The sequence below is a fragment of the Rhizobium sp. CAU 1783 genome (genome assembly GCF_054551725.1).
In genome coordinates this window covers 150,302-176,450 of record NZ_JBTOLM010000002.1, presented here as the reverse complement: position 1 = coordinate 176,450, position 26,149 = coordinate 150,302, and the positions used below count along the sequence as shown (strand labels likewise).

Annotated in this window: 26 protein-coding genes; 19 read left to right on the top strand and 7 right to left on the bottom strand. The window is 63.5% G+C overall.

Annotated elements, in window-relative coordinates; genetic code table 11:
* Nucleotides 1–79: 79 nt before the first annotated feature.
* The 6 genes from ACX93L_RS07580 to ACX93L_RS07555 form a co-directional block, all read right to left on the bottom strand.
* Nucleotides 80–343 carry a hypothetical protein gene (locus tag ACX93L_RS07580; protein WP_459404294.1) on the bottom strand — a complete coding sequence of 88 codons (264 nt, stop codon included), beginning with the start codon at nucleotides 341–343 and terminating at the stop codon, nucleotides 80–82.
* 99 nt (nucleotides 344–442) lie between these two features.
* A complete protein-coding gene (locus ACX93L_RS07575; protein ID WP_459404293.1) occupies nucleotides 443–1,405 on the bottom strand; it encodes a 2-hydroxyacid dehydrogenase in 963 nt (320 codons plus the stop codon).
* A 13-nt stretch (nucleotides 1,406–1,418) separates the two neighbouring features.
* Nucleotides 1,419–3,047, bottom strand: a complete 1,629-nt coding sequence (locus ACX93L_RS07570) for an ABC transporter ATP-binding protein (protein ID WP_459404292.1) — start codon at nucleotides 3,045–3,047, stop codon at nucleotides 1,419–1,421.
* Complete coding sequence (locus tag ACX93L_RS07565; protein ID WP_459404291.1) at nucleotides 3,044–4,186, bottom strand: ABC transporter permease; 1,143 nt, start codon at nucleotides 4,184–4,186, stop codon at nucleotides 3,044–3,046. Before ACX93L_RS07565 ends, ACX93L_RS07570 begins: the two co-directional genes overlap by 4 nt.
* Nucleotide 4,187: 1 nt before the next feature.
* A complete protein-coding gene (locus ACX93L_RS07560) occupies nucleotides 4,188–5,282 on the bottom strand; it encodes a microcin C ABC transporter permease YejB (RefSeq protein WP_459404290.1) in 1,095 nt (364 codons plus the stop codon).
* Between the two features lie 143 nt (nucleotides 5,283–5,425).
* Nucleotides 5,426–7,267: an extracellular solute-binding protein gene (locus ACX93L_RS07555; protein WP_459404289.1), complete on the bottom strand. Its 1,842-nt coding sequence runs from the start codon at nucleotides 7,265–7,267 to the stop codon at nucleotides 5,426–5,428.
* Nucleotides 7,268–7,455: 188 nt separating this feature from the next.
* Between ACX93L_RS07555 and mepA the strand changes: the two genes are divergently transcribed.
* The 6 genes from mepA (at nucleotide 7,456) to ACX93L_RS07525 (ending at nucleotide 13,459) form a co-directional block, all read left to right on the top strand.
* Complete coding sequence (mepA, locus tag ACX93L_RS07550; RefSeq protein WP_459404288.1) at nucleotides 7,456–8,529, top strand: penicillin-insensitive murein endopeptidase; 1,074 nt, start codon at nucleotides 7,456–7,458, stop codon at nucleotides 8,527–8,529.
* A gap of 85 nt (nucleotides 8,530–8,614) precedes the next feature.
* A complete protein-coding gene (locus ACX93L_RS07545) occupies nucleotides 8,615–8,995 on the top strand; it encodes a methylglyoxal synthase (protein WP_459404287.1) in 381 nt (126 codons plus the stop codon).
* A 39-nt stretch (nucleotides 8,996–9,034) separates the two neighbouring features.
* The gene (locus ACX93L_RS07540; RefSeq protein WP_459404286.1) at nucleotides 9,035–10,057 is read left to right on the top strand and encodes a glucokinase; all 1,023 of its coding nucleotides are present in this window, start codon (nucleotides 9,035–9,037) and stop codon (nucleotides 10,055–10,057) included.
* Nucleotides 10,058–10,174: 117 nt separating this feature from the next.
* The gene (locus ACX93L_RS07535) at nucleotides 10,175–11,968 is read left to right on the top strand and encodes an ABC transporter ATP-binding protein (protein ID WP_459404285.1); all 1,794 of its coding nucleotides are present in this window, start codon (nucleotides 10,175–10,177) and stop codon (nucleotides 11,966–11,968) included.
* 8 nt (nucleotides 11,969–11,976) lie between these two features.
* Entirely contained in the window at nucleotides 11,977–12,801 is an 825-nt protein-coding gene (dapB, locus tag ACX93L_RS07530; protein WP_459404284.1) for a 4-hydroxy-tetrahydrodipicolinate reductase, read from the top strand.
* Nucleotides 12,802–12,823: 22 nt separating this feature from the next.
* Nucleotides 12,824–13,459, top strand: a complete 636-nt coding sequence (locus ACX93L_RS07525) for a 2,3-bisphosphoglycerate-dependent phosphoglycerate mutase (protein WP_459404283.1) — start codon at nucleotides 12,824–12,826, stop codon at nucleotides 13,457–13,459.
* A gap of 15 nt (nucleotides 13,460–13,474) precedes the next feature.
* Here the strand turns inward: ACX93L_RS07525 and phnF are convergent, their stop codons facing one another.
* Nucleotides 13,475–14,212, bottom strand: coding sequence for a phosphonate metabolism transcriptional regulator PhnF (phnF, locus tag ACX93L_RS07520; RefSeq protein ID WP_459404282.1), 738 nt, complete (start codon nucleotides 14,210–14,212; stop codon nucleotides 13,475–13,477).
* An 83-nt stretch (nucleotides 14,213–14,295) separates the two neighbouring features.
* On the opposite strand from phnF, the gene phnG reads away from it, so the two are divergent.
* The 13 genes from phnG to ACX93L_RS07455 all read left to right on the top strand — a co-directional run bounded on the left by phnG (nucleotide 14,296) and on the right by ACX93L_RS07455 (nucleotide 26,138).
* The gene (gene phnG, locus ACX93L_RS07515) at nucleotides 14,296–14,766 is read left to right on the top strand and encodes a phosphonate C-P lyase system protein PhnG (RefSeq protein WP_459404281.1); all 471 of its coding nucleotides are present in this window, start codon (nucleotides 14,296–14,298) and stop codon (nucleotides 14,764–14,766) included.
* On the top strand, nucleotides 14,766–15,374 hold the full coding sequence (gene phnH, locus ACX93L_RS07510; protein WP_459404280.1) for a phosphonate C-P lyase system protein PhnH: 609 nt from the start codon (nucleotides 14,766–14,768) through the stop codon (nucleotides 15,372–15,374). The genes phnG and phnH overlap by 1 nt, the downstream gene beginning before the upstream one ends.
* 3 nt (nucleotides 15,375–15,377) lie before the next feature.
* Nucleotides 15,378–16,487, top strand: coding sequence for a carbon-phosphorus lyase complex subunit (locus tag ACX93L_RS07505; RefSeq protein ID WP_459404279.1), 1,110 nt, complete (start codon nucleotides 15,378–15,380; stop codon nucleotides 16,485–16,487).
* 142 nt (nucleotides 16,488–16,629) lie between these two features.
* Nucleotides 16,630–17,529: an alpha-D-ribose 1-methylphosphonate 5-phosphate C-P-lyase PhnJ gene (locus tag ACX93L_RS07500; protein WP_459404278.1), complete on the top strand. Its 900-nt coding sequence runs from the start codon at nucleotides 16,630–16,632 to the stop codon at nucleotides 17,527–17,529.
* Nucleotides 17,526–18,302, top strand: coding sequence for a phosphonate C-P lyase system protein PhnK (gene phnK, locus ACX93L_RS07495; RefSeq protein ID WP_459404277.1), 777 nt, complete (start codon nucleotides 17,526–17,528; stop codon nucleotides 18,300–18,302). The genes ACX93L_RS07500 and phnK overlap by 4 nt, the downstream gene beginning before the upstream one ends.
* A 21-nt stretch (nucleotides 18,303–18,323) precedes the next feature.
* Nucleotides 18,324–19,031, top strand: a complete 708-nt coding sequence (gene phnL / locus ACX93L_RS07490) for a phosphonate C-P lyase system protein PhnL (protein WP_459404276.1) — start codon at nucleotides 18,324–18,326, stop codon at nucleotides 19,029–19,031.
* Nucleotides 19,028–19,642 carry a DapH/DapD/GlmU-related protein gene (locus ACX93L_RS07485; RefSeq protein ID WP_459404275.1) on the top strand — a complete coding sequence of 205 codons (615 nt, stop codon included), beginning with the start codon at nucleotides 19,028–19,030 and terminating at the stop codon, nucleotides 19,640–19,642. The genes phnL and ACX93L_RS07485 overlap by 4 nt, the downstream gene beginning before the upstream one ends.
* Nucleotides 19,643–19,765: 123 nt before the next feature.
* Nucleotides 19,766–20,620: a phosphonate ABC transporter ATP-binding protein gene (gene phnC / locus ACX93L_RS07480; protein WP_459404274.1), complete on the top strand. Its 855-nt coding sequence runs from the start codon at nucleotides 19,766–19,768 to the stop codon at nucleotides 20,618–20,620.
* 89 nt (nucleotides 20,621–20,709) lie between these two features.
* Nucleotides 20,710–21,615: a phosphonate ABC transporter substrate-binding protein gene (phnD, locus tag ACX93L_RS07475; RefSeq protein ID WP_459404273.1), complete on the top strand. Its 906-nt coding sequence runs from the start codon at nucleotides 20,710–20,712 to the stop codon at nucleotides 21,613–21,615.
* Nucleotides 21,616–21,704: 89 nt separating this feature from the next.
* Nucleotides 21,705–22,667: a phosphonate ABC transporter, permease protein PhnE gene (gene phnE, locus ACX93L_RS07470; RefSeq protein ID WP_459404272.1), complete on the top strand. Its 963-nt coding sequence runs from the start codon at nucleotides 21,705–21,707 to the stop codon at nucleotides 22,665–22,667.
* Nucleotides 22,668–22,677: 10 nt separating this feature from the next.
* The gene (phnE, locus tag ACX93L_RS07465) at nucleotides 22,678–24,168 is read left to right on the top strand and encodes a phosphonate ABC transporter, permease protein PhnE (protein ID WP_459404271.1); all 1,491 of its coding nucleotides are present in this window, start codon (nucleotides 22,678–22,680) and stop codon (nucleotides 24,166–24,168) included.
* Nucleotides 24,169–24,289: 121 nt separating this feature from the next.
* Nucleotides 24,290–24,988 carry a DUF1045 domain-containing protein gene (locus ACX93L_RS07460; protein WP_459404270.1) on the top strand — a complete coding sequence of 233 codons (699 nt, stop codon included), beginning with the start codon at nucleotides 24,290–24,292 and terminating at the stop codon, nucleotides 24,986–24,988.
* Nucleotides 24,989–24,998: 10 nt separating this feature from the next.
* Nucleotides 24,999–26,138 carry an alpha-D-ribose 1-methylphosphonate 5-triphosphate diphosphatase gene (locus ACX93L_RS07455; RefSeq protein ID WP_459404269.1) on the top strand — a complete coding sequence of 380 codons (1,140 nt, stop codon included), beginning with the start codon at nucleotides 24,999–25,001 and terminating at the stop codon, nucleotides 26,136–26,138.
* Nucleotides 26,139–26,149 lie beyond the last annotated feature (11 nt).

Here is a 26,149-nt window from a genome sequence, read left to right as displayed (position 1 = left end):
CCCCCGGCCGTTTCAAGCTGTCACTTATCCGGAATTCACATTCCAAAGTCCATAGCTGGCCAAGATCCAAAGCCGGAGGTCAGCGCTGGACGTTGGAGTTCTCCGCCGGAGACGGCGCCACGTTTTCGACCGGCTGGTTGGACGGATTGTCCGGGGCAATCGCATTGCCCCACCACTCGGCCGGAATCCAGGCGATCAGGGCCAGAAGGATGCCGACCAACAACACGAGCAGGACGGGACGCCCGCGAAAACCCTGGCGGGCCTCGATCGGGGTCATCGGTTCGGGATGCAGGCCACGGGTACGACGGTCCGTGGCATCCGGCAGGTCAAATCGGCTGTTCATCGGGCTTCTCCCTATTTTCCGCGGCAGCTCGTCGGAGCCGCATCTGCGGGTCAACGGAAGGGAAGGCGGAAGGTTCCGATGAAGAGCGCGCTCAGATGCTCAGTAACCGGCGGCCCGATCGACGACATGCTCCAGTGGCTTTCCGGACTCGAGCCGCGCCATCTGAGCTTCGACATGGCGGAAAAGCGCCGCGACATCGGAAGCGGCCGCGGCATGCGGCGTGATGATCACGTTTTCGAGTGCCCAGAGCGAGCTTCCCACATCGAGCGGCTCCTTTTCGAACACGTCGAGCGACGCCGCCCCCAGCACGCCGCCTTCGATCGCCGCGACGATATCCGTCTCGACCTGGCTACCACCGCGGCCGGCGTTGATGAAGACCGGTTTGCCCAGGGCACCGCCCTGGCGAAGCCGGGCAAAGAGACGTGCGTCGAAGATGCCGCGCGTTTCATCGGTCAGGGGCAACAAGCCGACCAGAATGTCGGTCCGGGCGAGAAAATCATCGAGGCCGGCGGCATCAAACGTCTCAATGCCGGCGATCTCCTTCTTGCGGCGCGACCAGCCGACCACATCAAAGCCCATCACCTTCAGCTTGGCGACGGCGTCCTGCCCGAGCACACCGAGCCCCATCACGCCGACGGTGACGTCGCGCGCCTCCGGCTGGGGCGAGAACTCGTCCCAGATGCGCTCGCGCTGCTGGCGCGCATAGGGCAGCGCCCAGCGCAGATGGGTCAGGCACTGGAGCACCACCCACTCGCTCATGCGATCGGTCAGACTGCGGTCGACGAAGCGCACGACGGGCAGGTCAGGCAATTCATAGGCGGACAGGATGTGATCGACGCCGGCACCACCGGAGAAGATCACCTTGAGATCCTTCGCACGCTCGAAGAGCGCTGGATCAGGTTTCCATACGACAGCATAGGAGACACCGGACAGATCCCTTCCCGCATTCTCCGGCTCGGCCATGTCGACGACGGTGCGGCCTGCAAAGGCACCCTTCAGGGCCGCGACGACGCTCGGGCGCGCGAACTTCAGGTCGATGACGACGGCATTGTGGTCGGACATGGCTCAAGATCCATTACTGGCTGACGCCGCCGATCTCGACGGCTTCGAGGTTGAAGGCTGCTGCCATCAGGGCGCGGGTATAGTCGGCCCTGGGCGCGTGGAAGATGTCGGCAGCCGGACCCTGCTCGACCACCTTGCCGGCGCGCATGACGATCACCTCGTTGGCGAGCGCCTTGACCACCCGGAGGTCGTGGCTGATGAAGAGATAGGCCAGATCATGTTTCTTCTGCAGGTCGCGCAGCAGGTCGACGACCTGCGCCTGAACCGTCATGTCGAGCGCCGAGGTCGGCTCGTCGAGCATGACGAAACGGGGCTTCAGGACCATGGCGCGGGCAATCGCGATGCGCTGGCGCTGACCGCCGGAGAATTCGTGCGGGTAACGCCAGCGGGTCGCCGTGTCGAGCCCCACTTCGTCGAGCGCCCAGCAGACGCGGGCATCGCGCTCGTCGGCAGACAGCGCCCGTTCATGCACCTTGAGGCCTTCGGCGATGATCTCGCCCACCGACATGCGCGGGCTCAGTGAACCGAAGGGATCCTGGAAGACGATCTGCAGCCGATCGCGCAATGGACGCATCTCGGCGAAGGAATACTTGTCGATGTCCTGCCCGATGAAGCTGATCCGGCCCCTCGACGAAATGAGGCGGGCAAGCGCGAGGCCGAGCGTGGTCTTGCCGGAACCCGACTCGCCGACGACGCCGAGCGTCTGACCGGCACGCAGCACCATGTCGACGCCGTCGACCGCCTTTACGTGATCGACCACCCGGCGCAGGAAGCCGGCCTTGATCGGAAACCAGACGCGAATGTCGTCGCCCTGCATGACGATCGGCTTCGCCGGGTCGAGCGCCGGCGGCTCGCCGCGCGGCTCCGAGGCAAGCAACTTCTTCGTGTAGTCGTGCTGCGGATCGGTAAAGATCGTTTCCACCGGTCCGCTTTCGACGATCTTGCCCTTGGTCATCACGCAGACCCGGTCGGCGAATTTTCGCACGATGCCGAGGTCGTGGGTGATGAACAGCATCGACATGCCGTGCTCCGCCTTCAGCTGGCGCAACAGGTCGAGGATCTGCGCCTGAACGGTGACGTCGAGCGCGGTCGTCGGCTCGTCGGCGACGAGCAGCTTCGGGCGGTTGGCAAGCGCCATGGCAATCATCACGCGCTGGCGCTGGCCGCCGGACAGCTCGTGCGGATAGGCCGTCAGGCGCTTTTCCGGATCGCGGATGCCGACCTGGCGCAACAGTTCGAGCGTGCGCTCGCGGGCCGCCTCGCCGCTGACGACCTGATGCAGGGCGAGGATCTCGCCGATCTGCTTCTCGATCGTATGGAGCGGATTGAGCGAGGTCATCGGCTCCTGGAAGATCATGGTGATGTCGTTGCCGCGAACTGCACGCAGCTCACGCTCGGACGCCGTCATCAGGTCGCGCCCCTCGAACAGTATCTGGCCCGAGGGATGGCTCGCCGACGGATAGGGCAGCAGCTTGAGGATCGAGGAGGCCGAGACCGATTTGCCGGAACCGGATTCGCCGACCAGCGCGACGACTTCGCCAGGTGCGATGTCGAAAGAGATGTGATCGACGGCGAGTGTCTCCTTGCCACCTTGGTGGAAGGCAACCGAAAGATCCCGGACGGAGAGAAGAGGTGTGCTCATCGGAAGGTCTTCCGCGGATCGAAGGCGTCGCGCACCGCCTCGCCGACGAAAATCAGCAGCGACAGCATGATCGACATGGTGAAGAACGCGGTCAGGCCGAGCCAGGGGGCCTGGAGGTTGCGCTTGCCCTGGGCGATCAACTCGCCGAGGGACGGCGAGCCGGGGGGCATGCCGAAGCCGAGGAAATCGAGCGAGGTCAACGTGGTGATCGAGCCCGACAGGATGAAGGGCAGGAAGGTCAGCGTGGCGACCATGGCATTCGGCAGCAGGTGGCGGAACATGATCGTCCAGCTGCCGACGCCTAAGGCACGGGCGGCGTTGACATATTCGAAATTGCGGGCACGCAGGAATTCGGCACGCACGATGCCGACGAAGCTCACCCAGGAGAAGAGCAGCATGATGCCGAGCAGCACGAAGAAGCCGGGCGGCAGGATCGCGGCGATGATGAGCAGGATGTAGAGAACCGGCATGGAGGACCAGATCTCGATGAAGCGCTGCATCAGCAGATCGGTCCAGCCGCCGAAATAGCCCTGGATGGCGCCGGCGGTCACTCCGACGACGGCCGAGGCAATGGTCAGCACGAGGCCGAAGAGAACCGAGATGCGGAAACCGTAGATCATGCGCGCGGCGACATCGCGGGCCTGGTCATCGGTGCCGAGCCAGTTGAGATTGCCGAGGATGCATCCCGGATCGTCCGCCTTCAGCGGATAGGCGGCGCAACGCTCCTCCTTGCCCATCAGCCAGAAGGGCGCGGTCGGCGCCGAATGCGGGATTTCCGAGTTCACCGTGCGGTATGAATACCGGATCGGCGGCCAGATCATCCAGCCATTGGCGTTGATCTCGTCGGCGATGAAGGGCGAGCGATAGTCCGTGACGGCGAGAAATCCGCCGAACTTCTCTTCCGGATAGTCGACCACCACGGGAAAGAGGATCTCCCCCTTGTAGGAGGCGACCAGCGGCCGGTCGTTCGCGATGAACTCGGCAAACAGCGAGAGGACAAACAGCACCAGGAAGAGCCAGAACGACCAGTAGCCACGCCTGTTGGCCTTGAAGTTTTCCAGCCGCCGCCGGTTCGTCGGCGACAGCCACGGTTTGCGGATTGCCGGAGTTTCGGCGGGCGCAGCATCGACCACGCTCATATCAGACGTCCCTCCGCTCGAAGTCGATGCGCGGATCGATCCAGGTGTAGATCAGGTCGGAGACCAGGCCGACGACGAGCCCCATCAGCGAGAAGATGTAGAGGGTGGCAAAGACGATCGGGTAGTCGCGATTGACGACCGCGAGATAGCCGAGGCGACCGAGGCCATCCAGCGAGAAGATGTTCTCGATCAAGAGCGAGCCAGTGAAGAAGGCGGAGATGAAGGCACCGGGAATTCCGGCGATGACGATCAGCATCGCGTTGCGGAAGACGTGGCCATAGAGCACCTGGCGCTCGCCAAGCCCCTTGGCGCGTGCGGTCACCACATACTGCTTCTTGATCTCGTCGATGAAGGAATTCTTGGTCAGCAAGGTCGTGGTGGCGAAAGCGGAGAGCGACAGCGCGATCAGCGGCAGGGTCAGGTGCCAGAAGTAGTCGATGATCTTCTCCCACCAGGAGAGCTCGGCAAAATTATCGGAGACGAGGCCGCGCAAGGGGAACCAATCGAAGAAGGACCCGCCGGCGAAGAGCACGATCAGCAGGATGCCGAACAGGAAGCTCGGCACGGCATAGCCGATGACGATGACGCCCGACGTCCAGACATCGAAGGGCGATCCGTCCTCGACGGCCTTCTTGATGCCGAGCGGGATCGAGATTGCGTAGGAAAAGATCAGGATCCAGACCCCGAGCGAGATCGACACCGGCATCTTCTCGACGATCAAGTCGATCACGCTGGTATTGCGGAAGAAGCTCTCGCCGAAATCGAAGCGGATGTAGTTCCACATCATGTCGAGGAAACGGGAGAGCGGCGGCTTGTCGAAGCCGAATTGTTTTTCCAGCTTGGCAATGAGCTCCGGATCAAGCCCCTGAGCGCCGCGATACTTGGCGTTCATATCGTCGGCTGCGAACTGCTGGTTCAGCATGTCGCCGCCGCCGGACAGGCGCTGGTCGGCCCCGTCGCCCTGACCGGTCAACTGGGCGATCACCTGCTCGACCGGGCCGCCGGGGGCAAACTGGATCACCAGGAAGGAAATGCCCATGATGCCGACGATGGTCGGGATCATCAGAAGAAGGCGCCTCAGGATATAAGCACCCATCAGTCCGCCGCTCCCGCCGGGTTCATGCCATGCCGAAGCTTCGTCATGCCGTTTCCGTCACTCAATCCGCAATTTCCTTCCGGCGGCGCCGATTCGCCTCTCCCATTCCTATCCGTTTGATGCCCGGGCGCAAAGCCCGTGGCTCATTTCGCGGCCGCTTTCGACCACCACACCGTCGGGAAGCCGATCGCGTAGGTCGGCAATTCCGCCGGGTGTTCGAACTTGTCCCAATAGGCGATGCGCGCCGTGCTGCCATAATAGAGCGGGACGACATAATCGTGGGCCAACAGGACCCGGTCCAACGCCTTCGTCGCGGCGACCAGTTCGTCACGCCCCTTCGCAAAGATCACCTTGTCGATCAGGGCGTCGACGCCGGGATCGGCGATGCCGGCATAGTTGCGCGAGCCGGGTCGATCGAGGGAGGTCGAGCCCCAAAAGTCGCGCTGCTCGTTTCCGGGGTTGAGTGTCTGGGCCCACACGATCCAGGTCATGTCGTAGTCGAAACTGCGGGTACGGTTGGCATATTGGGAATCGTCGACGGTCCGGACACGGGCCTCGATGCCAATCTTGCGCAGCGCTTCACCATAAGGAACGGCAACGACCTCAAGCATCGGATTGGACAGCAGGATCTCGAAACTGAGGGGCGCCCCGGTCTTGGCGTTGACCATCCTGCCTCCCCTGATCTCGTAGCCGGCCTCCTTCAGCAGGCCGACCGCCTTGCGAAGGTTTTCCCGCTGGGCCTGCGGGTTTCCGCCGACGGGGTTGGCGTATGGCGTCGCAAAAACTTCGGCCGGAACCTTGTCCTTGATCTCGTTCAGGATTTCCAGCTCGCGCCCCTCCGGCAGGCCCTTCGACGCAAGCTCGGTGCCGAAGAAGAAGCTGTCGACACGCTTATAGGCGCCATGGAAGACCGTGCGGTTCATTTCCTCGAAATCGAAGACGTAGTTCAGCGCCTCGCGGACCCGCTGGTCCTTGAACTGTTCGCGCCGCATGTTGGGCACGAGCGCCTGCATCACACCCGTGGCGCGGAAGGGATTGGGCAGTTCCTCGCGTTTGACCCGGCCATCCTTCACTGCCGGAAAATCATAGGCCGTCGCCCAGCGCGCAGCCTTGGTCTCCATCCAATAGTCGAAATTGCCGGACCGGAAGGCCTCGAACTGGACGTCGAGATCGCCGAACATGGTGTAGCCAACCGAGCGGAAGTTGTTCTGCCCGACGTTCACATTGAGGTCCTTGCCCCAATAGTCATCGCGCAACTCGTAGCGAACCGTCGCGCCGGCCTTGAACTCGGCAATGCGATAGGGGCCGGACCCCATGACCGGTTCCAGCGTGGTCCGGTTGATGTCGCGCGGCTTGCCGTCGGCGCCGTTCGCCTCCCACCAATGTTTCGGCAGGATCTGGAACTGGCCGAGGATCATCGGCAGTTCGTGATTGTTCTTTTCGTCGAAACGGAAGGTCACGTCGCGTTCGCCGGTCTTTTCGACCGCAACGACATGCCTGTAGTAGCTCATGTAAAGCGGATTGAGTTCCTTCGACTTCTCGAAGCTGAAGATTACGTCTTCCGGGGAGACGGGTTTGCCGTCCGCCCACTTGGCCTCGACCCGCAGCCGGAAGGTCGCTGACGAGACGTCCTCGGGATAGGAGACACCCTCGGCGAGCAGACCGTAGGAGGTCGAGATCTCGTCGTCTGCATCCTTCATCAGCGTGTCGAACACCAGGTTCAGCCCGGGCGCCGCCTCTCCCTTTTCGAGGGTCGGATTGAAGGTATCGAAGGTGCCGGTCGCGGCGAGCTTCAGCTCTCCACCCTTGGGCGCGGCCGGGTTCACGTAGTCGAAATGGCCGAAGCCGGCGGGGTACTTCACTTCACCCGACAGTGACACTCCGTGACGCAGCGGTTCGTCTGCCGAAAGCGCGGCAGGCGCATGACCGGAAATGATCAGGAAAAACGCCAGGAACAAACCCGCCTGCGCCCTAGACAATCCCATGCAAATCACCCCACAAAATTACTGGATTGAAAGAACAATAAGCCAAACCGCGGCAAAAAACAGACGTCCACCACGGCCGCGATGCGCAATCGCGGAAAACACGGATTCACCAAAATCCCGTTGCAGGCTATCTTTCTGGCAAATCACCCGCGGACAGGCGGGCGATCCTATTCGCGGTGGAAGACTGGATGACGATGACGCATGGACGATGGAGAGGCCTGGCAAAGGGCCTTGCAGTGGCGGCGGGCCTGATCGGCGCGGTTGCCGACGGCGCGCTGGCCGAAAGCCGGCCCGCGAAGGAACTGTTCGGCGGCATGAAACTGCCCGTGCGCGCGGCCCCCGCCCCCTACGGGTCCTATGCGAAGGGCTGCATCTCCGGTGCGGTCGCCATTCCAGTCGACGGACCCAACTGGCAGGCCATGCGCCTTTCGCGCAACCGTCGCTGGGGTCATCCCCAAATGATCTCGCTGATTGAACGATTTTCAAAGGATGCGCCGAGCGTCGGATGGCCGGGCATCCTGATCGGTGACGTGTCGCAGCCTCGCGGCGGGCCGATGCTGTCCGGGCACGCCTCGCACCAGATCGGCCTCGACGCGGACATCTGGCTCACACCGATGCCCAACCAGCGCTTGTCGGCCAAGCAGCGCGAAGACCTGCCCTTCACGAGCATGCTCAGGGAAAACAAGTTCCTCACCGTCGATGACCGGGTCTGGAAGCCGGCCCATGCCAGGCTGATCATGCTGGCGGCGAGCTATCCGCAGGTCGAGCGCATCTTCGTCAATCCGGCGATCAAGAAGAAGCTCTGCGACACCTGGACCGGCGACCGCTCGGCACTCGGGAAGGTTAGGCCCATCTACGGGCACGACGCCCATTTCCATATCCGCATCAAGTGTCCCCAGGGCGCCAAGGGGTGCCAACCTCAGGCTGCCGTTCCTGCAGGAGACGGTTGCGACAAGTCGCTGGCATGGTGGTTCACCGACGAACCCTGGGCAAAGCCGAAGAAGGATCCGAACGCGCCGCCGCCGAAGCCCCCGCGGCCGATGCAACTCACGGACCTTCCAAAAGCCTGCGCGGCCGTACTGAAGGGACCAGCCGCCGACAGCGAATTGGCCGCCACCTACGGCGGAGATGCGGGGCTCGTGTCGGCGCTTGCCGCCGCACCGGCAACCCAGAACGACGCGGTTCCCGCGATCTCGGCGCAGATGCCGCTGGAGCTGCCGGACATCGTGCCGATCCCGCTTCCGCGTCCCGCCGGCTACTGACCCGAGCCGGCGCCGATGGCGGGCTTTTCAAGCGAACCGTCCTGAGCTAGAAGGCAATCAAATCGATTTAAACCGGCAGGCACCCATGACATCGTCCCGCTGCATCGCCTTGATTGCCCATGACCAGAAGAAGGACGACATGGCGGATTTCGCCGCCCGTCATCAGTCGACCCTTGCCGACTGGCGCATCGTCGCGACCGGCACCACGGGCGGAAGGATCAAGGCCGCCTGCCCGGAGCTCGAGGTGACGCGGCTCAAAAGCGGCCCCCTCGGCGGTGACCAGCAGATCGGCGCATTGATTGCCACGGGCGAAGTGGACATGCTGATCTTCCTCGTCGATCCTTTGACATCCATGCCTCATGATGTCGATGTAAAGGCGTTGATGCGGCTCGCAACCGTCTACGACATTCCGATGGCGCTCAACCGCGCCACCGCCGAAATCCTGATGACCATGCACGCGCACTGAGGAGCCCTCCGACAGTCGCAGCCCGAAACGGAACCGGACATGCCCAAGCCCATCGACAACGACCAGCTGACGTTTCCCATCCTGATCGGTGACATCGGGGGAACGAATGCGCGCTTTTCCATCCTGATCGACGCCTATGCCGAGCCGAAGCAGTTTCCCATCGTGCACACGGCGGATTTCGCCACGATTGACGAGGCGATCCAGGCTACAGTGCTGGACAAGACGTCCGTGCAACCGCGTTCGGCCATTCTCGCGATTGCCGGACCGATCAAGGGTGACGAGATACCGCTCACCAATTGCGACTGGGTGGTTCGGCCGAAGGCGATGATCTCCGATCTCGGCTTCGGCGAGGTCATGGTGGTCAACGATTTCGAGGCCCAGGCGCTGGCGGTGGCTTCGCTTTCGGAGGAAAACCGGGAGACAATCGGCGACAATCCGATGAGCCCTATTGCCTCGCGCGTGGTGCTCGGCCCGGGAACCGGCCTCGGCGTCGCCGGCCTCGTCCATGCCCAGCATACCTGGTTCCCGGTTCCTGGCGAAGGCGGCCATGTGGACATCGGCCCGCGCAGCGCCCGCGATTTCGCGATCTTCCCGCATCTGACGCCGATCGAGGGACGGATTTCGGCCGAGCAGCTGCTCTGCGGGCGCGGCATTGTCAACATTTACACGGCCGTCTGCATCGCCGACGGCGTCGAGCCGAAGTTCACCAATCCGGCGGACATCACCGCCACGGCCCTTTCGGGTGTCGATCCCCAGGCGGAGGAAACCATCAGCCTGTTCGTCACCTATCTGGGGCGCCTCGCCGGTGACCTTGCCTTGATCTTCATGGCGCGTGGCGGGGTCTTCCTGTCAGGCGGCATCTCGCAGAAGATCATCCCGGCGCTGAAGCGTCCGGAATTCCGGCTCGCCTTCGAAGACAAAGCGCCGCATTCCGCCCTGATGCGGTCGATCCCGACCTTCGTCGTGACGCATCCGCTCGCCGCCCTTTCGGGCCTTGCCGCCTTCGCCCGGACGCCGAGCAATTTCGGCCTGGCGGTCGAGGGGCGGCGCTGGCGGGGCTAGTTGGCGATCCGGCTGCAACGGAATGACTATGGCCAAAAGGGTTCCGACTGGCTATAGAGCGGCCAGCGCGGCCCAAAGGGACCTGCCGCGGCCCATTTCCACGGGGAACGCCCTTATTTGAACGCCAGCAGGACACACCACGAACCGGTCAGCTCCACAAGCGTGACAGCGATCCTCAAGCGCATCATCGCGGAAAACGGCCGCGAACATGTGCGGGGCTACATCTTTGCCATCATCTGCCTTGCAACGGTGGCGCTGACGACTGCCTTCACGGCATGGATCATGGAATCGGTGGTCAACGAAGCCTTCGCCAACAAGCGGGCGGACCTCGTCTGGCTGATCTGCGGATCGATCCTCGGCGCCTTCGTGCTGCGCGGCTTTGCCGGCTATGGCCAGGCGGTGACGCTTTCCTACATCGGCAACAACATCGTTGCCCGTTACCAGCGCCGCCTCTTCTCGCATCTGATGACGCTGTCGCTCGGCTATTTCACGGAGTCGCGCTCGGCCCACCTCGCGGCCCAGATCAGTCAGAACATCAACGGCATCCGCGACGTCCTCAACCTGACCGTTACCTCGACCGCACGCGACCTTCTGAGCCTCGTCGCCCTGATCGGGGTGATGATCTTCAAGGACCCGATGCTGACGCTGATCGTCTTCGTCGCGGCGCCACCGTTGCTCTATGCATTGCGCTACATCTCCAAGCGGCTGCGCAGCGCGACGAAGGAATCCATCATCTTCAACAGCCATGTGCTGGGGGCGATGCAGGAGACAGTTCAGGGTATCGCGATCGTCAAGGCCTTCACGATGGAAAGCGCGCTCGAGAGCAAGATCGGCACGACGATCGACGCGGCCGAGAAGCGTTCGAACCGGATTGCCAGGCTCAGCGAGCGGACGTCCCCGATCACCGAGACCTTTGCCGGCGTCGCGATCTCCAGCGTGCTCGCCTATGCCGCGTTCCGGTCGATCTATGGCGGCATGCTGCCGGGCGCATTCTTCTCTTTCGTCACCGCGCTGCTGATGGCCTATGAACCGGCCAAACGGCTTGCGAAGCTGCAGGTGCAGATGGAACGCGCCGTCGTCAACGCGCGGATGATCTACGAGATCCTCGACATGCAGCCGCATCAGCGCGAAAAGCCCGGAGCGACCGACCTCGTCGTCAGCGAGGCAAGGATCGAGTTTCGCGGCGTTTCCTTCGCCTACGCGAACGGCGAAGCCGTGCTCAAGGGCATCGACTTCGTGGCTGAGGGCGGCAAGACGACCGCGCTGGTGGGGCCGTCGGGCGCCGGCAAGTCGACGGTCATCACGCTCATCCCGCGTTTCTACGATCCCAGCGCCGGCGAGATCCTGATCGACGGACAGAACATCGCCGACGTCACGAAGTCCTCGCTGCGCAAGCACATCGCCTATGTCTCGCAACAGCCTTACCTCTTCGAAGGCACGATCCGCGACAACATCCGCTACGGCCGGCCGGAAGCGACCGATGCCGAGATCGAAGAGGCCGCAAGGCTCGCCTATGCACACGATTTCATCAAGGGCCAGCCTCTCGGCTACGACACGCCGGTCGGCGAGAACGGCGTGACACTTTCGGGCGGGCAGCGGCAGCGCCTGTCGATCGCCCGCGCACTGGTTAGAAACGCTCCGATCCTGCTGCTCGACGAGGCGACATCCGCCCTCGACACGGAATCGGAGGCTGCGGTGCAGAAGGCGCTCGACACGGCCATGACCGGACGCACCGTCGTGGTCATCGCGCATCGCCTCTCGACCATCATTAAGGCCAACAAGATCATCGTGATGCAGGCGGGCGCGATTGCCGAGGAAGGCACGCATGACAGCCTTGCACAGCGTCAGGACGGCATTTACGCTCGACTGAACCAACTGCAGCCGAAAGCCGCTGCGGACGACTTCATCTAGGAAACGCCATGCAGGATGCAATGAAACTCGTCGTCGTGGGTGCCGGTGGCCGCATGGGCCAGACGCTGATCCGCATCATCCATGCCACCGACGGCGCGACACTGCACGCCGCCGTCGAGCGTCCGGGCTCGCCCCTGATCGGCCGGGACGCGGGAGAGGTCGCCGGGCTCGGGCAGAACGGCATTGTGATCGGCGACGATCCACTCTCCGCCTTTCTCCATGCCGACGGCGTGATCGACTTCACGTCGCCGCAGGCTTCGACCGACTATGCCGGCCTTGCCGCGCAAGCGCGTATTGTGCACGTGATCGGCACCACGGGATGCCTGCCCGAACACGATGCGGCGATCGAGGCCGCGGCAAGACACGCCCGGATCGTGAAGTCCGGCAATATGAGCCTCGGCGTCAACCTGCTCTCGGTCCTCGTCCAGCAGGCGGCACGCGCTCTCGATGCCGCAGGCTGGGACATCGAGGTCCTGGAGATGCATCACAAGCACAAGGTCGACGCGCCCTCCGGTACGGCACTTCTGCTCGGCGAGGCGGCAGCCCGTGGCCGCGGCATCGACCTTGCGGAAAATTCGGTGCGCGTGCGCGACGGACATACCGGCGCCCGCGAGGCGGGGTCGATCGGTTTTGCCACGCTGCGCGGCGGTTCGGTGATCGGCGAGCATTCGGTGATCTTGGCCGGCGAAGGCGAACTCGTGACGCTCAGCCACAGTGCCGGCGACCGCTCGATCTTCGCGCGCGGCGCGGTCAAGGCTGCACTCTGGGCCCGCGACAAGAAGCCCGGTTTCTATTCGATGCTCGACGTGCTCGGGTTGTCTTCATCCATCTGACATCAATGCGGAGGATTTTCCGATGAGTGGTACCCTCGTGCTCGTGCGCCACGGCCAGAGCGAATGGAATCTCAAGAACCTGTTCACCGGCTGGAAGGACCCGGGCTTGACCGAGCTCGGCGTGCAGGAAGCCAATGCCGGCGGCAAGGCGCTCGCCGACTACGGCATCAAGTTCGACATCGCGTTCACGTCCGCCCTCTCGCGCGCCCAGAGGACCTGCCAGATCGTTCTCGACAATGTCGGCCAGCCTGATCTCGAAACCATTCGCGACGAAGCGCTCAACGAGCGTGATTATGGCGACCTCTCGGGCCTCAACAAGGACGACGCCCGCGCCAAGTGGGGCGAAGAGCAGGTGCATGTCTGGCGTCGTTCCTACGACGTCCCGCCGCCCGGCGGCGAAAGCCTGCGCGATACCGGCGCCCGCGTCTGGCCCTACTTCATGACCGAGATCCTGCCGCGCGTGCTCCGGGGCGAGACCGTGCTGGTCGCCGCCCACGGCAACTCGCTGCGTGCGCTGGTGATGGTGCTCGACCGCCTGTCCAAGGAAGAGATCCTGAAGCTCAACCTCGCGACCGGCGTGCCGATGGTCTACAAGCTCAACCCGGACTCGACGGTCAAGTCGAAGGAAGTCCTGGGCGACATGTCGGGCGCGCACTGACGCGCCCCTTCTCCGTCAGTTGTTGATGGTGAATTCGACGCGGTCAGCGGGAAACCGTGTGACCGCGTATTGCATCGGAACACCATCCATGTCGGTGTTGAGCGCCCGCGTCACGAGAACGATCGCACCCGGCGTCAAAGCCAGTTCCGCCACATCGTCGGGTTCGGCATGGGTGGCCGAGATCTCGGTCGTCGCGCGGAGGTAATCGCCGACCCCGAACTCGCCGAGCGCCCGGGTGATCGAGCCAGAACGCCGGAACGCCTCATCGATGCCGGCGAAACGCAGATCGGGAAACCAGATCGTCGAGCGCGACAGCGGTCGCCCATCGGCTTTGCGGACCACTTCGAGCCGCACGACCTTAACCTCCAGCGCAACTCCGAGCCACCGGCCGACCTCGCGACCGGCGTCCTCGACGCCGGAGGCCAGCAGCACCCCTTCGAGATCCTTGGCCTGATCGCCGATGCCCTCGGTGAAACGGGTGCGTCGTGCAATCGGGAAGGAGAATTTTTCCTTGCGGTCGATCATCGTTCCGCGCCCCTGCACGGCACGCACGATCCCCTCCTGGGCGAGCGCCGCCAGGGCGCTGCGAACCGTGTGGCGATTGACACCGAACTCCGCCGCCAGCTGTGTTTCGGGAGGCACCATGCCACTGGCATCGTAGTCTCCACGGGCGATCGACGCCCGGATCCGGTCGGCGATCTGACGCCAGACCGCCACTCCCTTGAGCCTCTCGACTGATTTCAGCTCCATCATGTCACACGCTTGTCATGCCCGATTGCTAGCCATAAAGTCACTTGTATGGTTGTCTATATTACTAGACATTTAGAGGCCTGACAATGGAAGCAAGAGAAGAAATCGCGGCAAGCCCGGCGCCGGAGCGCAAACGCGTGGTGGACCTGCTCGCCCGCGCCACGACCGAGGATCTGACCCGCGTCTGGAGCAGTCTCGACGCCGTGCCGGAGGTGCAGATGCTGCGCGGGCCGGAGATCGGTCTCGTAATGGTGCGCGGCCGGATCGGCGGCGGCGGTTCGCCGTTCAACCTCGGCGAGGCAACCGTCTCGCGCGCAACCGTCCGGCTCGGCAGCGGTCTCGTCGGCCATGGCCATGTGCTGGGCGCCGATCTCAAGCGCGCCCGCCTCGCCGCGATCTTCGATGCGCTGTGGCAGGATCCGGCGCATCGCGCGCTGGTCGAACGCGAACTGCTCGAACCGGCCGATGCCCACCGAACCGCCGAGGCCCGCCGCAAGGCACAGGAGACGGCCGCGACCCGCGTCGATTTCTTCACCATGGTACGGGGAGAGGACTGATGAACCCGAAGATCGAGGCACTCACCGGCGGCTTCGCCGAGCCCGTACATCAGGCGCAAAGCGTCTTCCGCATGATGATGGATTGCCTGGCCCGCCCGGGCACGATCCAGTCCATTCTTCCCGAGATCGAACCGCCGGCGCCGATGGGGGCCGCTGCCGGCGCGATCGCACTCACACTCTGCGACCATGATACGCCCGTCTGGCTGACGCCGACGCTCGCCAAATCGGCGGTCGCGGACTGGATCGGCTTCCACACCGGCGCTCCGCTGACACGCGAGAAGTCGGATGCCCGATTTGCCTTTGCCGAGGCCGGCAGCGTGATTTCGTCCTTCGGCTGCTTTGCCGCCGGTACGCAGGAGTATCCGGACAGGTCGACCACGATCGTTCTCGAAGTCGCAAATCTCGATCGCGGGGCGCCGCTGCTCCTGACAGGTCCGGGCATCCGCGACACCGCGCGCATCGCACCGCAGGGATTGCCGGAGATGTTCCTCAGGCAATGGTCCGACAACCGGGCCCTCTTTCCGCGCGGCGTCGACGTCATCCTCACCGCCGGACGCCACATGCTCGGCCTGCCGCGCACCTGCAAGATCACGTCCAGGGAGGTCTGAACCATGTATGTTGCCGTGAAGGGCGGGGAAGCCGCCATCGACAATGCACACAGGCTGCTTGCTCACAAGCGTCGCGGGGATCGCTCCCTGCCGGCCCTAACTATCAACCAGATCGTCGAGCAGCTGGGGCTCGCCGTCGACCGCGTGATGGCCGAAGCCTCGCTGCATGATCGGGCGCTCGCAGCCCTTGCCGTAAAGCAGGCGCGGGGCGACATGATCGAGGCGATCTTCCTGCTGCGCGCCTATCGCACCACGCTGCCGCGGTTCGGCTATTCGGTCCCGATCGAGACCGGTCGCATGCAGGTCGAACGCCGCGTTTCGGCCACCTACAAGGACCTGCCCGGCGGGCAGCTGCTCGGGCCGACCTTCGACTACACCCATCGCCTGCTGGACACCTCGCTGCTCGACGACGGCGAGGTGAGCGAACCGGTACACAAGGAACCGCTCGGCGAAGCCGTGATGCGGGTCTCCGATATCCTCGACGGCGAGGGCCTGATCGAATCCGACGGGGACATGCCAGAAGACCACATCGCCGGCGACATTACCCGCGAACCCATCGAATTTCCGATGGAGCGCGACACGCGACTGCAGGCGCTGGCACGTGGCGACGAAGGCTTCCTGCTGGCACTCGCCTATTCCACCCAGCGCGGCTACGGCCGCACGCATCCCTTCGTCGGCGAGATCCGGATCGGCGAGGTCGAGGTGGAGATAGAGATTGCCGAACTCGGCTTCGCCGTCTCGCTCGGCACCATTCGCGTGACCGAATGCCAGATGGTCAACCAGTTCAAGGGATCGGCCAAGGCGCCGCCGCAGTTCACGCGGGGATACGGACTGGTGTTAGGCCAGAGCGAACGCAAGGCCATGGCCATGTCACTCGTCGACCGTGCGCTGCGCGCCACGGAATTCGGCGAGGACATCGTCGCGCCCGCGCAGGACGAGGAATTCGTCATCTCGCATTCGGACAATGTCCAGGCGACGGGCTTCGTCGAACACCTCAAGCTGCCGCACTATGTCGACTTCCAAGCCGAACTCGATCTGGTTCGCCGCATGCGCGGAGAGTTCGAAGCGACACGGAAGCGTCAGCAGGGCAGCCTTGCCGAGGCGGCCGAATGACCGGGCACCCGTCAATCGTGGTTCTGCTCGTTGAACCAGTAAGCACTGCCGACCGTGGAGGCGATCATGACCGCGATGATGATCGTGAGAATGACACTGATTTCCATTTCCAGCACTCCCTTCTGATCCAGGATAACGCCCGATGACGCAGGAAGTTTCACAGCATTCCGGCCTGGCGACCTACAATTTCGCCTATCTCGACGAACAGACCAAACGGATGATCCGCCGGGCGATCCTGAAGGCGATCGCCATTCCGGGCTATCAGGTACCGTTTGCCAGCCGTGAGATGCCCATGCCTTACGGCTGGGGCACGGGCGGCGTACAGGTTACCGCCTCGATCATCGGCGCCGACGACGTGCTGAAGGTGATCGACCAGGGGGCCGACGACACCACCAATGCAGTCTCGATCCGCGCCTTCTTCCAGAAGGTGGCAAACGTCGCCGTGACCACCCATACCCGGGACGCGACGATCATCCAGACGCGCCATCGTATCCCCGAGGAGAAGCTCCAGGGAAACCAGGTGCTCGTCTACCAGGTACCGATTCCCGAGCCCTTGCGCTTCCTCGAGCCCCGCGAGACCGAGACGCGCAAGATGCATGCACTCGAAGAATACGGCCTGATGCATGTGAAGCTCTACGAGGACATCGCCAAGAACGGACGGATCGCCACAACCTATGCCTATCCGGTGAAGGTCGCCGGACGCTATGTCATGGATCCGTCGCCGACGCCGAAGTTCGACAATCCGAAGATGCACATGTCGGAGGCGCTCCAACTCTTCGGCGCGGGCCGCGAGAAACGCATCTATGCGGTGCCACCCTTCACGGAAGTCGTCAGCCTCGATTTCGAGGACCATCCGTTCGAGATCCAGAAATTCGACAAGCCCTGCGCGCTCTGCGGTGCCGAGCAGGTCTATCTCGACGAGGTCGTCCTCGACGACAAGGGCGGACGGATGTTCGTCTGCTCCGACACCGATCACTGCGAAGAACGGCGCGAGCACGGCCATGTGGGCCACCTCGGCGTCGCGAAGGAGGCCGCCGAATGACCGACATGCCGCTTCTCAAGGTCCGTGACCTTTCCAAGTTCTACGGCAAGCGCATCGGCTGCTCCAATGTCGCATTCGAGCTCTGGCCGGGCGAGGTTCTGGCGATCGTCGGCGAATCCGGATCGGGCAAGACGACGCTTCTCAACTGCCTGTCGACCCGGCTCATGCCGACGACCGGGACCGTCGAATACCACATGCGGGACGGAGCCTATCGCGACCTCTACCACATGAGCGAGGCCGAGCGCCGGTTCCTGATGCGCACCGACTGGGGCTTCGTCCACCAGAACCCGGCCGACGGGCTCCGGATGACGGTCTCGGCCGGCGCCAATGTCGGCGAACGGCTGATGGCCGTCGGCAACCGGCATTACGGCAATATTCGCCGCACGGCCAGCGAGTGGCTGGAGCGGGTGGAGATCTCTACCGACCGCATCGACGACCAGCCGCGCGCCTTCTCCGGCGGCATGCGCCAGCGCCTGCAGATCGCCCGCAACCTGGTGACCGGGCCGCGCCTCGTCTTCATGGACGAACCGACCGGCGGTCTCGACGTCTCGGTGCAAGCGCGCCTGCTCGACCTGGTCCGTGGCCTGGTGAACGACCTCGGGCTTTCCGCCATCGTCGTCACCCACGATCTCGCGGTGGCGCGCCTGCTGTCGCACCGGATGATGGTCATGAAGGACGGCCATGTCATCGAGCAGGGGCTGACCGATCGCGTGCTCGACGATCCGCGCGAGCCCTATACCCAGCTCCTCGTCTCTTCGATCCTGCAAGTCTGACAGCCTGGAGAGGAATTACCCATGGCAACGCCCCTCGTCGTCTCGGAAGTCTCCAAGAGCTTCACCATGCACCTGCGCGACGGCCTCCGCCTCCCGGTGGTGGCCAACGTGTCCTTCTCCGTCGCCAGCGGCGAATGCGTCGTGCTCGGCGGCCCCTCCGGCATCGGCAAGAGTTCCATTCTGAAGATGCTCTACGGCAACTATGCCGTCGACAGCGGGCAGATCCTGATCGACCATCAGGGACGGATCATCGACATCGCCAGTGCCGACCCGCGGTCGGTGCTCGACGTGCGGCGAACGACGCTCGGTTATGTAAGCCAGTTCCTGCGCACCGTGCCGCGCGTCGCAACCATCGACGTCGTGGCAGAACCGCTCGTTGCCCGTGGAGTTGCTGCCGAAGAGGCGCGCGCCCGCGCCGCCGAACTGCTGGCCAAGCTCAACCTGCCGCGCGACCTCTGGCAGCTTCCTCCGGCCACCTTCTCCGGTGGCGAGCAGCAGCGCGTCAACATCGCGCGCGGCTTCATCACCGACCACCGCGTTCTTCTGCTCGATGAACCGACGGCATCGCTCGACGCTGCAAACCGCGCCGTGGTCGTCGAGATGATCCGCGCCAAGAAGGCCGCCGGCATCGCGCTTCTCGGCATCTTCCATGACGAAGAAGTGCGCGAAGCGGTCGCCGACCGCATTCTCGACGTCTCGCAGTTCTCGCCGCGAAAGGCCGCCGCATGAGCAAGAAGCTTGGACTGGAACCGCATATCCACGAGACCGCCAGCGTAAAGAACTCGACCCTCGGTCGCTATACGGAAGTCTCCGAGCGCACGCGCCTCGACGAGGTGGAGATGGGCGACTATTCCTACATCATGCAGGACGGCTCGATCTGGTGCGCAACGATCGGCAAGTTTGCCAATATCGCTGCGGCCGTGCGCATCAACGCCACTAATCATCCGACATGGCGCGCCACGCTCCATCACTTCACCTACCGTGCCGCCGACTATTTCGACGGCGCCGACATGGAGACCGACTTCTTTGCCTGGCGCCGCGAAAACCGGGTGGTGATTGGCCACGACGTATGGATCGGCCATGGCGCGACCGTTCTTCCCGGCGTCACCGTCGGCAACGGCGCGGTGATCGGTGCCGGGGCCGTCGTTTCCCGCGATGTGGCCCCCTACACCATCGTCGGCGGGGTGCCTGCCCGGCTGATCCGCGAGCGCTTTTCCGCCGAGACGGCCGAGGGAATGGAAAAACTTGCCTGGTGGGACTGGGACCACGAGCGCCTGTTTGCCGCTCTCGGCGATTTCCGCTCCCTCGACGCTTCGGAATTCGTCGCGAAATATTCCTGATTTTCAAAAAAATTCAATAGCTTGGTCAATTTAACAAATTCTACACAAATCTGACATTGGCACTTCATGGACCCCCGCTAAAGCCATTCTCGATCGAATGGACATGACGCCGAAAGAGCCGAGATGAGATTTCAGCTGAAGAATGTGACCCGCAAGTTTGGCCAGCACGTCGCCGTCGACGGTGTCAATGTCGACATCGAGCGGGGCGAGATGGTCGGGGTCATCGGTCGCTCGGGCGCCGGCAAGTCGACGCTTCTGCGCATGATTAACCGTCTTGTCGATCCGTCCGACGGCTCGATCCACTTCGGCGACGTCGAGGTGTCCGCCCTGCGCGGCGCCGGCCTTCGCAACTGGCAGCGTGACTGCGCAATGATCTTCCAGCAGTTCAATCTGGTCCCCCGCCTCGACGTACTGACGAACGTGCTTCTCGGCCGGCTCAACCACCGCCCGACCGCGCTCAGCATCCTCAACATTTTCACCCGCGAAGAGCGGCTGATGGCGATCGCCGCACTCGAGCGCCTCGGCATCGAGCAGACCGCATTGCAGCCGGCCGGCACGCTGTCCGGCGGACAGCAGCAGCGCGTCGCAATCGCCCGCGCGCTGATGCAAGGTCCCAAGGTCGTGCTGGCCGACGAACCGATCGCATCGCTCGATCCGCTCAACGCCAAGATCGTCATGGACGCGCTCAAGGACATCAACGAGCGCGAGGGCATTACCGTGATGACCAACCTGCACACACTCGACACCGCCCGCAACTATTGCTCGCGCATCATCGGCATGGCGCGCGGCCGGGTCGTCTTCGACGGCACACCGGACGAACTCACCGCCGAGACGGTCCAGGAAATCTACGGCGCCGACAGCCATGGCGCCGGCATCGACGAGAGCATGACGTCGACCAGCATCCGCATTCCCACCGCTGCGAATGCAGCCGCTGCCCAATCCGCTGATTTCAAGGCCCTGGCCGTCGCCGAGGCCTGAGATCACGACGATCGAACGCCCGCGTGAAGGGCAACCCCGATAACAGACAAGATTCTCACCGGAACATCCGGAAAACAGGAGATGGACTCATGTTGAAGAAGACCCTTCTTGCCGCCGTGGCACTCGTATCGCTCGCCGGCGCCGCTGCTGCCGAAGACCTCAAGGAGTTCCGCATCGGTATCCTTGGCGGTGAAAACGAAGCCGACCGCCTGCGCAACTACCAGTGCATGGTCGACAAGCTGCCTGCCGTTCTCGGCGTCGAAAAGGTATCGCTGTTCCCGGCCGCCGACTATGACGGCGTCATCCAGGGCCTGCTCGGCGGCACCCTCGACTACGCCGAACTCGGCGCTTCCGGCTTCGCCAAGATCTACCTCGCCGACGCCAAGGCCGTCGAGCCGATCCTGACGACCGTCCAGACCGACGGCTCGATGGGCTACTACTCCATCATGGTCGCCCGCAAGGATTCGGGCATGACCAAGGTCACCGACATCAAGGGCAAGAAGCTCGGCTTCGCCGACCCGGACTCGACCTCTGGCTACCTGATCCCGACCGTCACGCTTCCGGAAGCGCTCGGCGGCCCGGTCAAGGAATATGTTGCTGAGACCGGCTTCGGCGGCGGCCACGAAAACCTCGTCCTCGAAGTCCTGAAGGGCACCTTCGACGCCGGCACGACCTTCGGTTCGGGCGTTGGCGAATTCAAGGACGGCTACACCTCGGGCAACCTGAAGAAGATGGTCGACAAGGGTGTTCTGAACATGGACGACCTCGTCGAACTCTGGAAGTCGCCGCTGATCCCGAACGGTCCGATCGTTATCCGCACTTCGATGAACGACGACATGAAGGCCAAGTTCAAGACCTTCATGATGGACCTGCCGAAGACCGACGCTGCCTGCTTCTCGGCCATCCAGGGCGGCGACTTCACCGGCTTCACCGAAGTCAACGTCGACTTCTACAAGCCGATCATCGACGCCCGCAAGGCCACCATCGGCGGCTGATAGCCACCCCATCGATCGCCGCCGGATGACAAACCTTCCGGCGGCGATTTCATGTCATGCCATCCCCGAGCGGTCGAAAGCGGTACCCCATGAGTGCTTCCCTCTTGCAGCCCGGCCTCAGCGAACGGGGCTCCGTCGTCGAGCGCCACTGGCAGGAACTCGCCCGCAGCCGGCGTCTTTATACGGCAATCGGTTTCATCGGGTTGGCAGTGGTCCTGTTCGGATCGCTGTGGTTTGCCAACGAGAGCAATTCCGGGAAGTTCATCGAACGCCTGCCCCATGTCTTCGATTTCGTCGGCGATCTCGTGCCGCGTGACGGCATGGAGATCTGGCGGGCGATGTTCGACCTGCCCTCCCCCTATTACGACGGCAGCCTGCAATACGACTATACCGAAGGCCGCTACTACGTCACCGAGACGCTCTACATTCCCGAATACTTCTACAAGATGGCAGAGACGCTCAACATCGCCATCCTGTCGACGCTGATCGGCTTCATCTTCGGATCCGGCCTCGCCTTCTTCGCGGCGCGCAACATGACGCACAACCGGATTGTCAGGATGGCCGTGCGCCGTTTCATGGAGATCCTGCGTGCCTTCCCGGAGATCGTTCTCGCCGGTTTCTTTCTCGCGATCCTGTCGCTCGGCCCCATTCCGGCGATCATCGCGGTGTCGATCCACACCATCGGCGCGCTCGGCAAGCTGTTCTTCGAGGTGATCGAAAACGCCGACATGAAACCGGACGAAGGCCTGAAGGCCGTCGGCGCCAGCTGGATCGAGCGGGCGTGGTTCGGCATGGTGCCGCAGGTACTGCCGAACTTCATGAGTTACTTCCTGATGCGCCTTGAGATCAACGTTCGCGCCTCGACGATCATCGGCGCGGTCGGCGGCGGCGGCATCGGCGAGCAGCTTCGCCTGTCGATCAGCCGCGGCCATGAAGCAAAGACCCTCGCAATCGTCCTTTTGCTCTTCTTGACGATCATCGCCGTAGACCAGCTTTCCGCATGGCTTCGCCGCAAGCTCGTCGGCGACCAGGCCTTCCAGGCCGTGATCTGAGGAACACCCCATGAAAACGCTGAGCCCCGCCGAACTCGACGCGATCGCCGCCCGCCACGGAAACCTGTTGCAGCCCTCGTTCTGGATGCGTTTCCGCCTCCTGCTGATCGGCGGCGCAGTTTTGCTCTATTTCCTCTTCTGCTGGTGGTTCTTCGCGATCGGCCAGGTGCTCGGTACCGCCAACTGGGGCATTGCCGGCACGTATCTGGCGGACTGGGTCTCCTATGAAGTCCGGCCCGACATCGAGATCGGCGCCGACGGCAATATGAGCATCGTCTATCCGCGCTTCGATCCGATCGGCCCCAATCCCAATCCGGACTGGCTGGTCGCCGAGCGCGAGACCGTGACCCGCACGATCGAGATCCCGGCAGAAGGACAGGGTTCGGCGCCCAAGACCAGCTCGTCGTTCTCATTCATGGCGCCGAACACCGCGCAACAGGCGCTCTCCGCGGCGCGGACGGAAACGCGCACCGAGGAGGTCGTGACCCGGGCCAGCGTCCAGTTCAACACCTCCGACCGCATCGACGTCTCTCGCGACGGCGTTCGCGTGACCCGGGGAGACGAAGTACTTCAGCTGACCCTTTCGAAGGATGGCCGCGTCGACACCGATACCGCGTTGCCGACATGGGCGACACAGCGTGCCCCCGGCGAGAAGATCGTTCTGGCCTTCGGTTTCTCCGGCTGGGCGGAGGTTCGCGGCGACGTGGTCAAGATCCACAAGCGCTTCCTGGGCTGGGCAAACTTTTTCTTCGACACCAACTCCGCCTTCTTCGGCAAGAGCTTTGGCGAGGTGACGCAACTCGTTCTTTCCGGCGAACGGCTCGATCCGGCGCAGAGCAACCTGTCGCTGGCATGGACCGACATTCTCTACAATCCGTCCTGGCAACACCTCGACGTCTGGACGAAGCTGCTGCAGACCATCGTGATGGCTTTCGTCGGCACCTTCTTCGCCATGCTGGTCGCCTTCCCGCTGTCCTTCATCGCCGCGCGCAACATCATGCACAACGGCGTCATCAACCAGCTGACGAAGCGCTTCTTCGACTTCCAGCGCTCCGTCGACATGTTCATCTGGGCGCTGTTCTTCACCCGCGCCTTCGGGCCGGGGCCGCTCGCGGGGATTTCGGCGATCTTCTTCACCGACACGGGCACGCTCGGCAAGCTCTATTCGGAAGCGCTCGAAAACATTGACGACAAGCAGCGCGAAGGGGTCAAATCGGTGGGCGCGAGCCCACTCGCCGTACAGCGCTTCGGCGTGCTGCCGCAAGTCATGCCGCTCTTTGCATCGCAGGCTCTCTACTTCTGGGAATCCAACACCCGTTCGGCCACGATCATCGGCGCGGTCGGCGCCGGCGGCATCGGTCTCAAGCTGTGGGAAGCCATGCGGACCAATTCCGACTGGGAAAACGTCGCCTACATGGTGGTGCTCATCCTGGTCGTCGTCTTCATCTTCGACGGCATCTCGAACGCCCTTCGCTCGCGACTGATGGGCACGCACCACTGATTTCGACGAAACGCCGAAATCATCATTAATCTGTCATGCGCATCGGCTAGCGAAACCGGCTTGTACGGCGCATGCCTGAAAGGTCATTCTGGCGGCGCCCACCGACACGAGGATTTGCCCCTTGCGCTATGCGCTCTACTTTACCCCTCCCGCCGATGATCCCCTGACGCAGACAGCCGCCGCCTGGCTCGGTCGCGATGCCTTCCACGGTCGGGATCTGCCGATCGGCAAGACCGGGACCTTTCCGACCGAGGTCTTTCACGGCCTGACCGCCGATCCGCGACGCTACGGTTTTCACGCGACGATCAAGGCACCCTTTTCCCTCGCGAACGACCGCAGCGAGGCGGATCTCGTCGAAGCGTTCGGCAGGTTCTGCAGCGCGCAGCCTGCCTTCGACATTCCCTCCGTCGTGGTGGATCAACTCGGGCCATTCTTTGCCATCGTTCCCGCCGACACCCACAAGCCGCTCCAGGATTTTGCCGCCGCCGCCGTCGAGGCGTTCGAGCCGTTTCGCGCGCCGCTGTCGGACGCCGACGTCGCAAGGCGCAAGCCCGAGCGCCTGTCGGAGGCGCAGCGGGATAACCTGATGCGCTGGGGCTATCCTTACGTGATGGATGAGTTCCGTTTCCACATGACGCTTAGCGGTCCCGTGGAAACGCACCTTGCTCCGGCGATGAAGGCGCTCGCGACCGAATGTTTTTCCTCTTTCACCCAAAGGCCAATTCGCATTTCCGGCCTCGCGCTCTTTGTCGAACCCGAACGGGGCGCACCCTTTACCGTCCATACCTGGAAGCCGCTTACCGGCACAGAAACCCTCTGAAAGCTCGCCCATGTCCGCCGAAACCATCTTTTCCAACGCCCGCATCGTCCTGGATGACCAGATCATCGAGGGCTCCATACAGATCCGCGACGGCCTGATCGCCGACGTTTCGGAAGGCAGCACGCGCGCCGGCGAGGATTTCGGCGGCGACTACCTCATCCCCGGCCTCATCGAACTCCATACCGACCATCTGGAATCACACTACTCGCCGCGCCCCGGCGTCCGCTGGCACAAGACCTCGGCGATCCAGGCCCATGATGCCCAGGTCGTGACGTCCGGCATAACCACCGTGTTCGACTGCCTGCGGATGGGGTCCGACGAGGACGGCGGCTTCGACAAGGGCGAGATGCGCGACATGGCCGACGCCATCCAGGCCGCGGAACGCGAGGACCGGCTGCGTGCCCAGCATTTCATCCACCTGCGCTGCGAGGTGGCTTCCGACAACGTTCTCGACCATTTCGCCGACTTCGAGAGCGATCCGCATGTAAGGCTCGCCTCGCTGATGGACCACTCTCCGGGTCAGCGCCAGTTCCAGACGATGGATCAATACACACTCTACTACAAGACTAAGCGCGGACTGACGGACGAAGCCTTTGCCCGTTTCGTCGAGAGCCGGCTGGCGCTCTCCGCGCGCTATTCCGCCCATCATCGCGACACGCTGGCAGGGATCTGCGCAGCGCGCGGGATCACCGTTGCCAGCCATGACGATGCGACGCTCGCGCATGTCGAGGAAGCCAAGGGACACGGGGTCAAGCTCGCCGAATTCCCGACCAGCCTTGAGGCTGCCGAAGCCTCGCACAAGGCCGGCATGAGCGTCCTGATGGGGGCGCCGAACGTCGTTCGCGGCAAGTCGCATTCCGGCAACATCGCCGCGCGCGACCTCGCCGAGCGCGGCGTTCTCGACGTTCTCTCCTCCGATTACGTGCCGCTCAGCCTGCTGCATGCCGCCTTCGTCCTTGCAGACGAATTCGGTACGATTTCGCTACCGCGGGCGCTTGCCATGGTGACTTCGACGCCGGCGCGCACCGTCGGCCTCGATGATCGCGGCAGGATCGCGGCCGGATTGCGCGCTGACCTCGTTCGCGTCCGGCGCCCGGACGGCGTGCCGGTGGTTCGCTCGGTATGGCGCGAAGGACAGAGGGTCGCCTGATGGACGGAAAG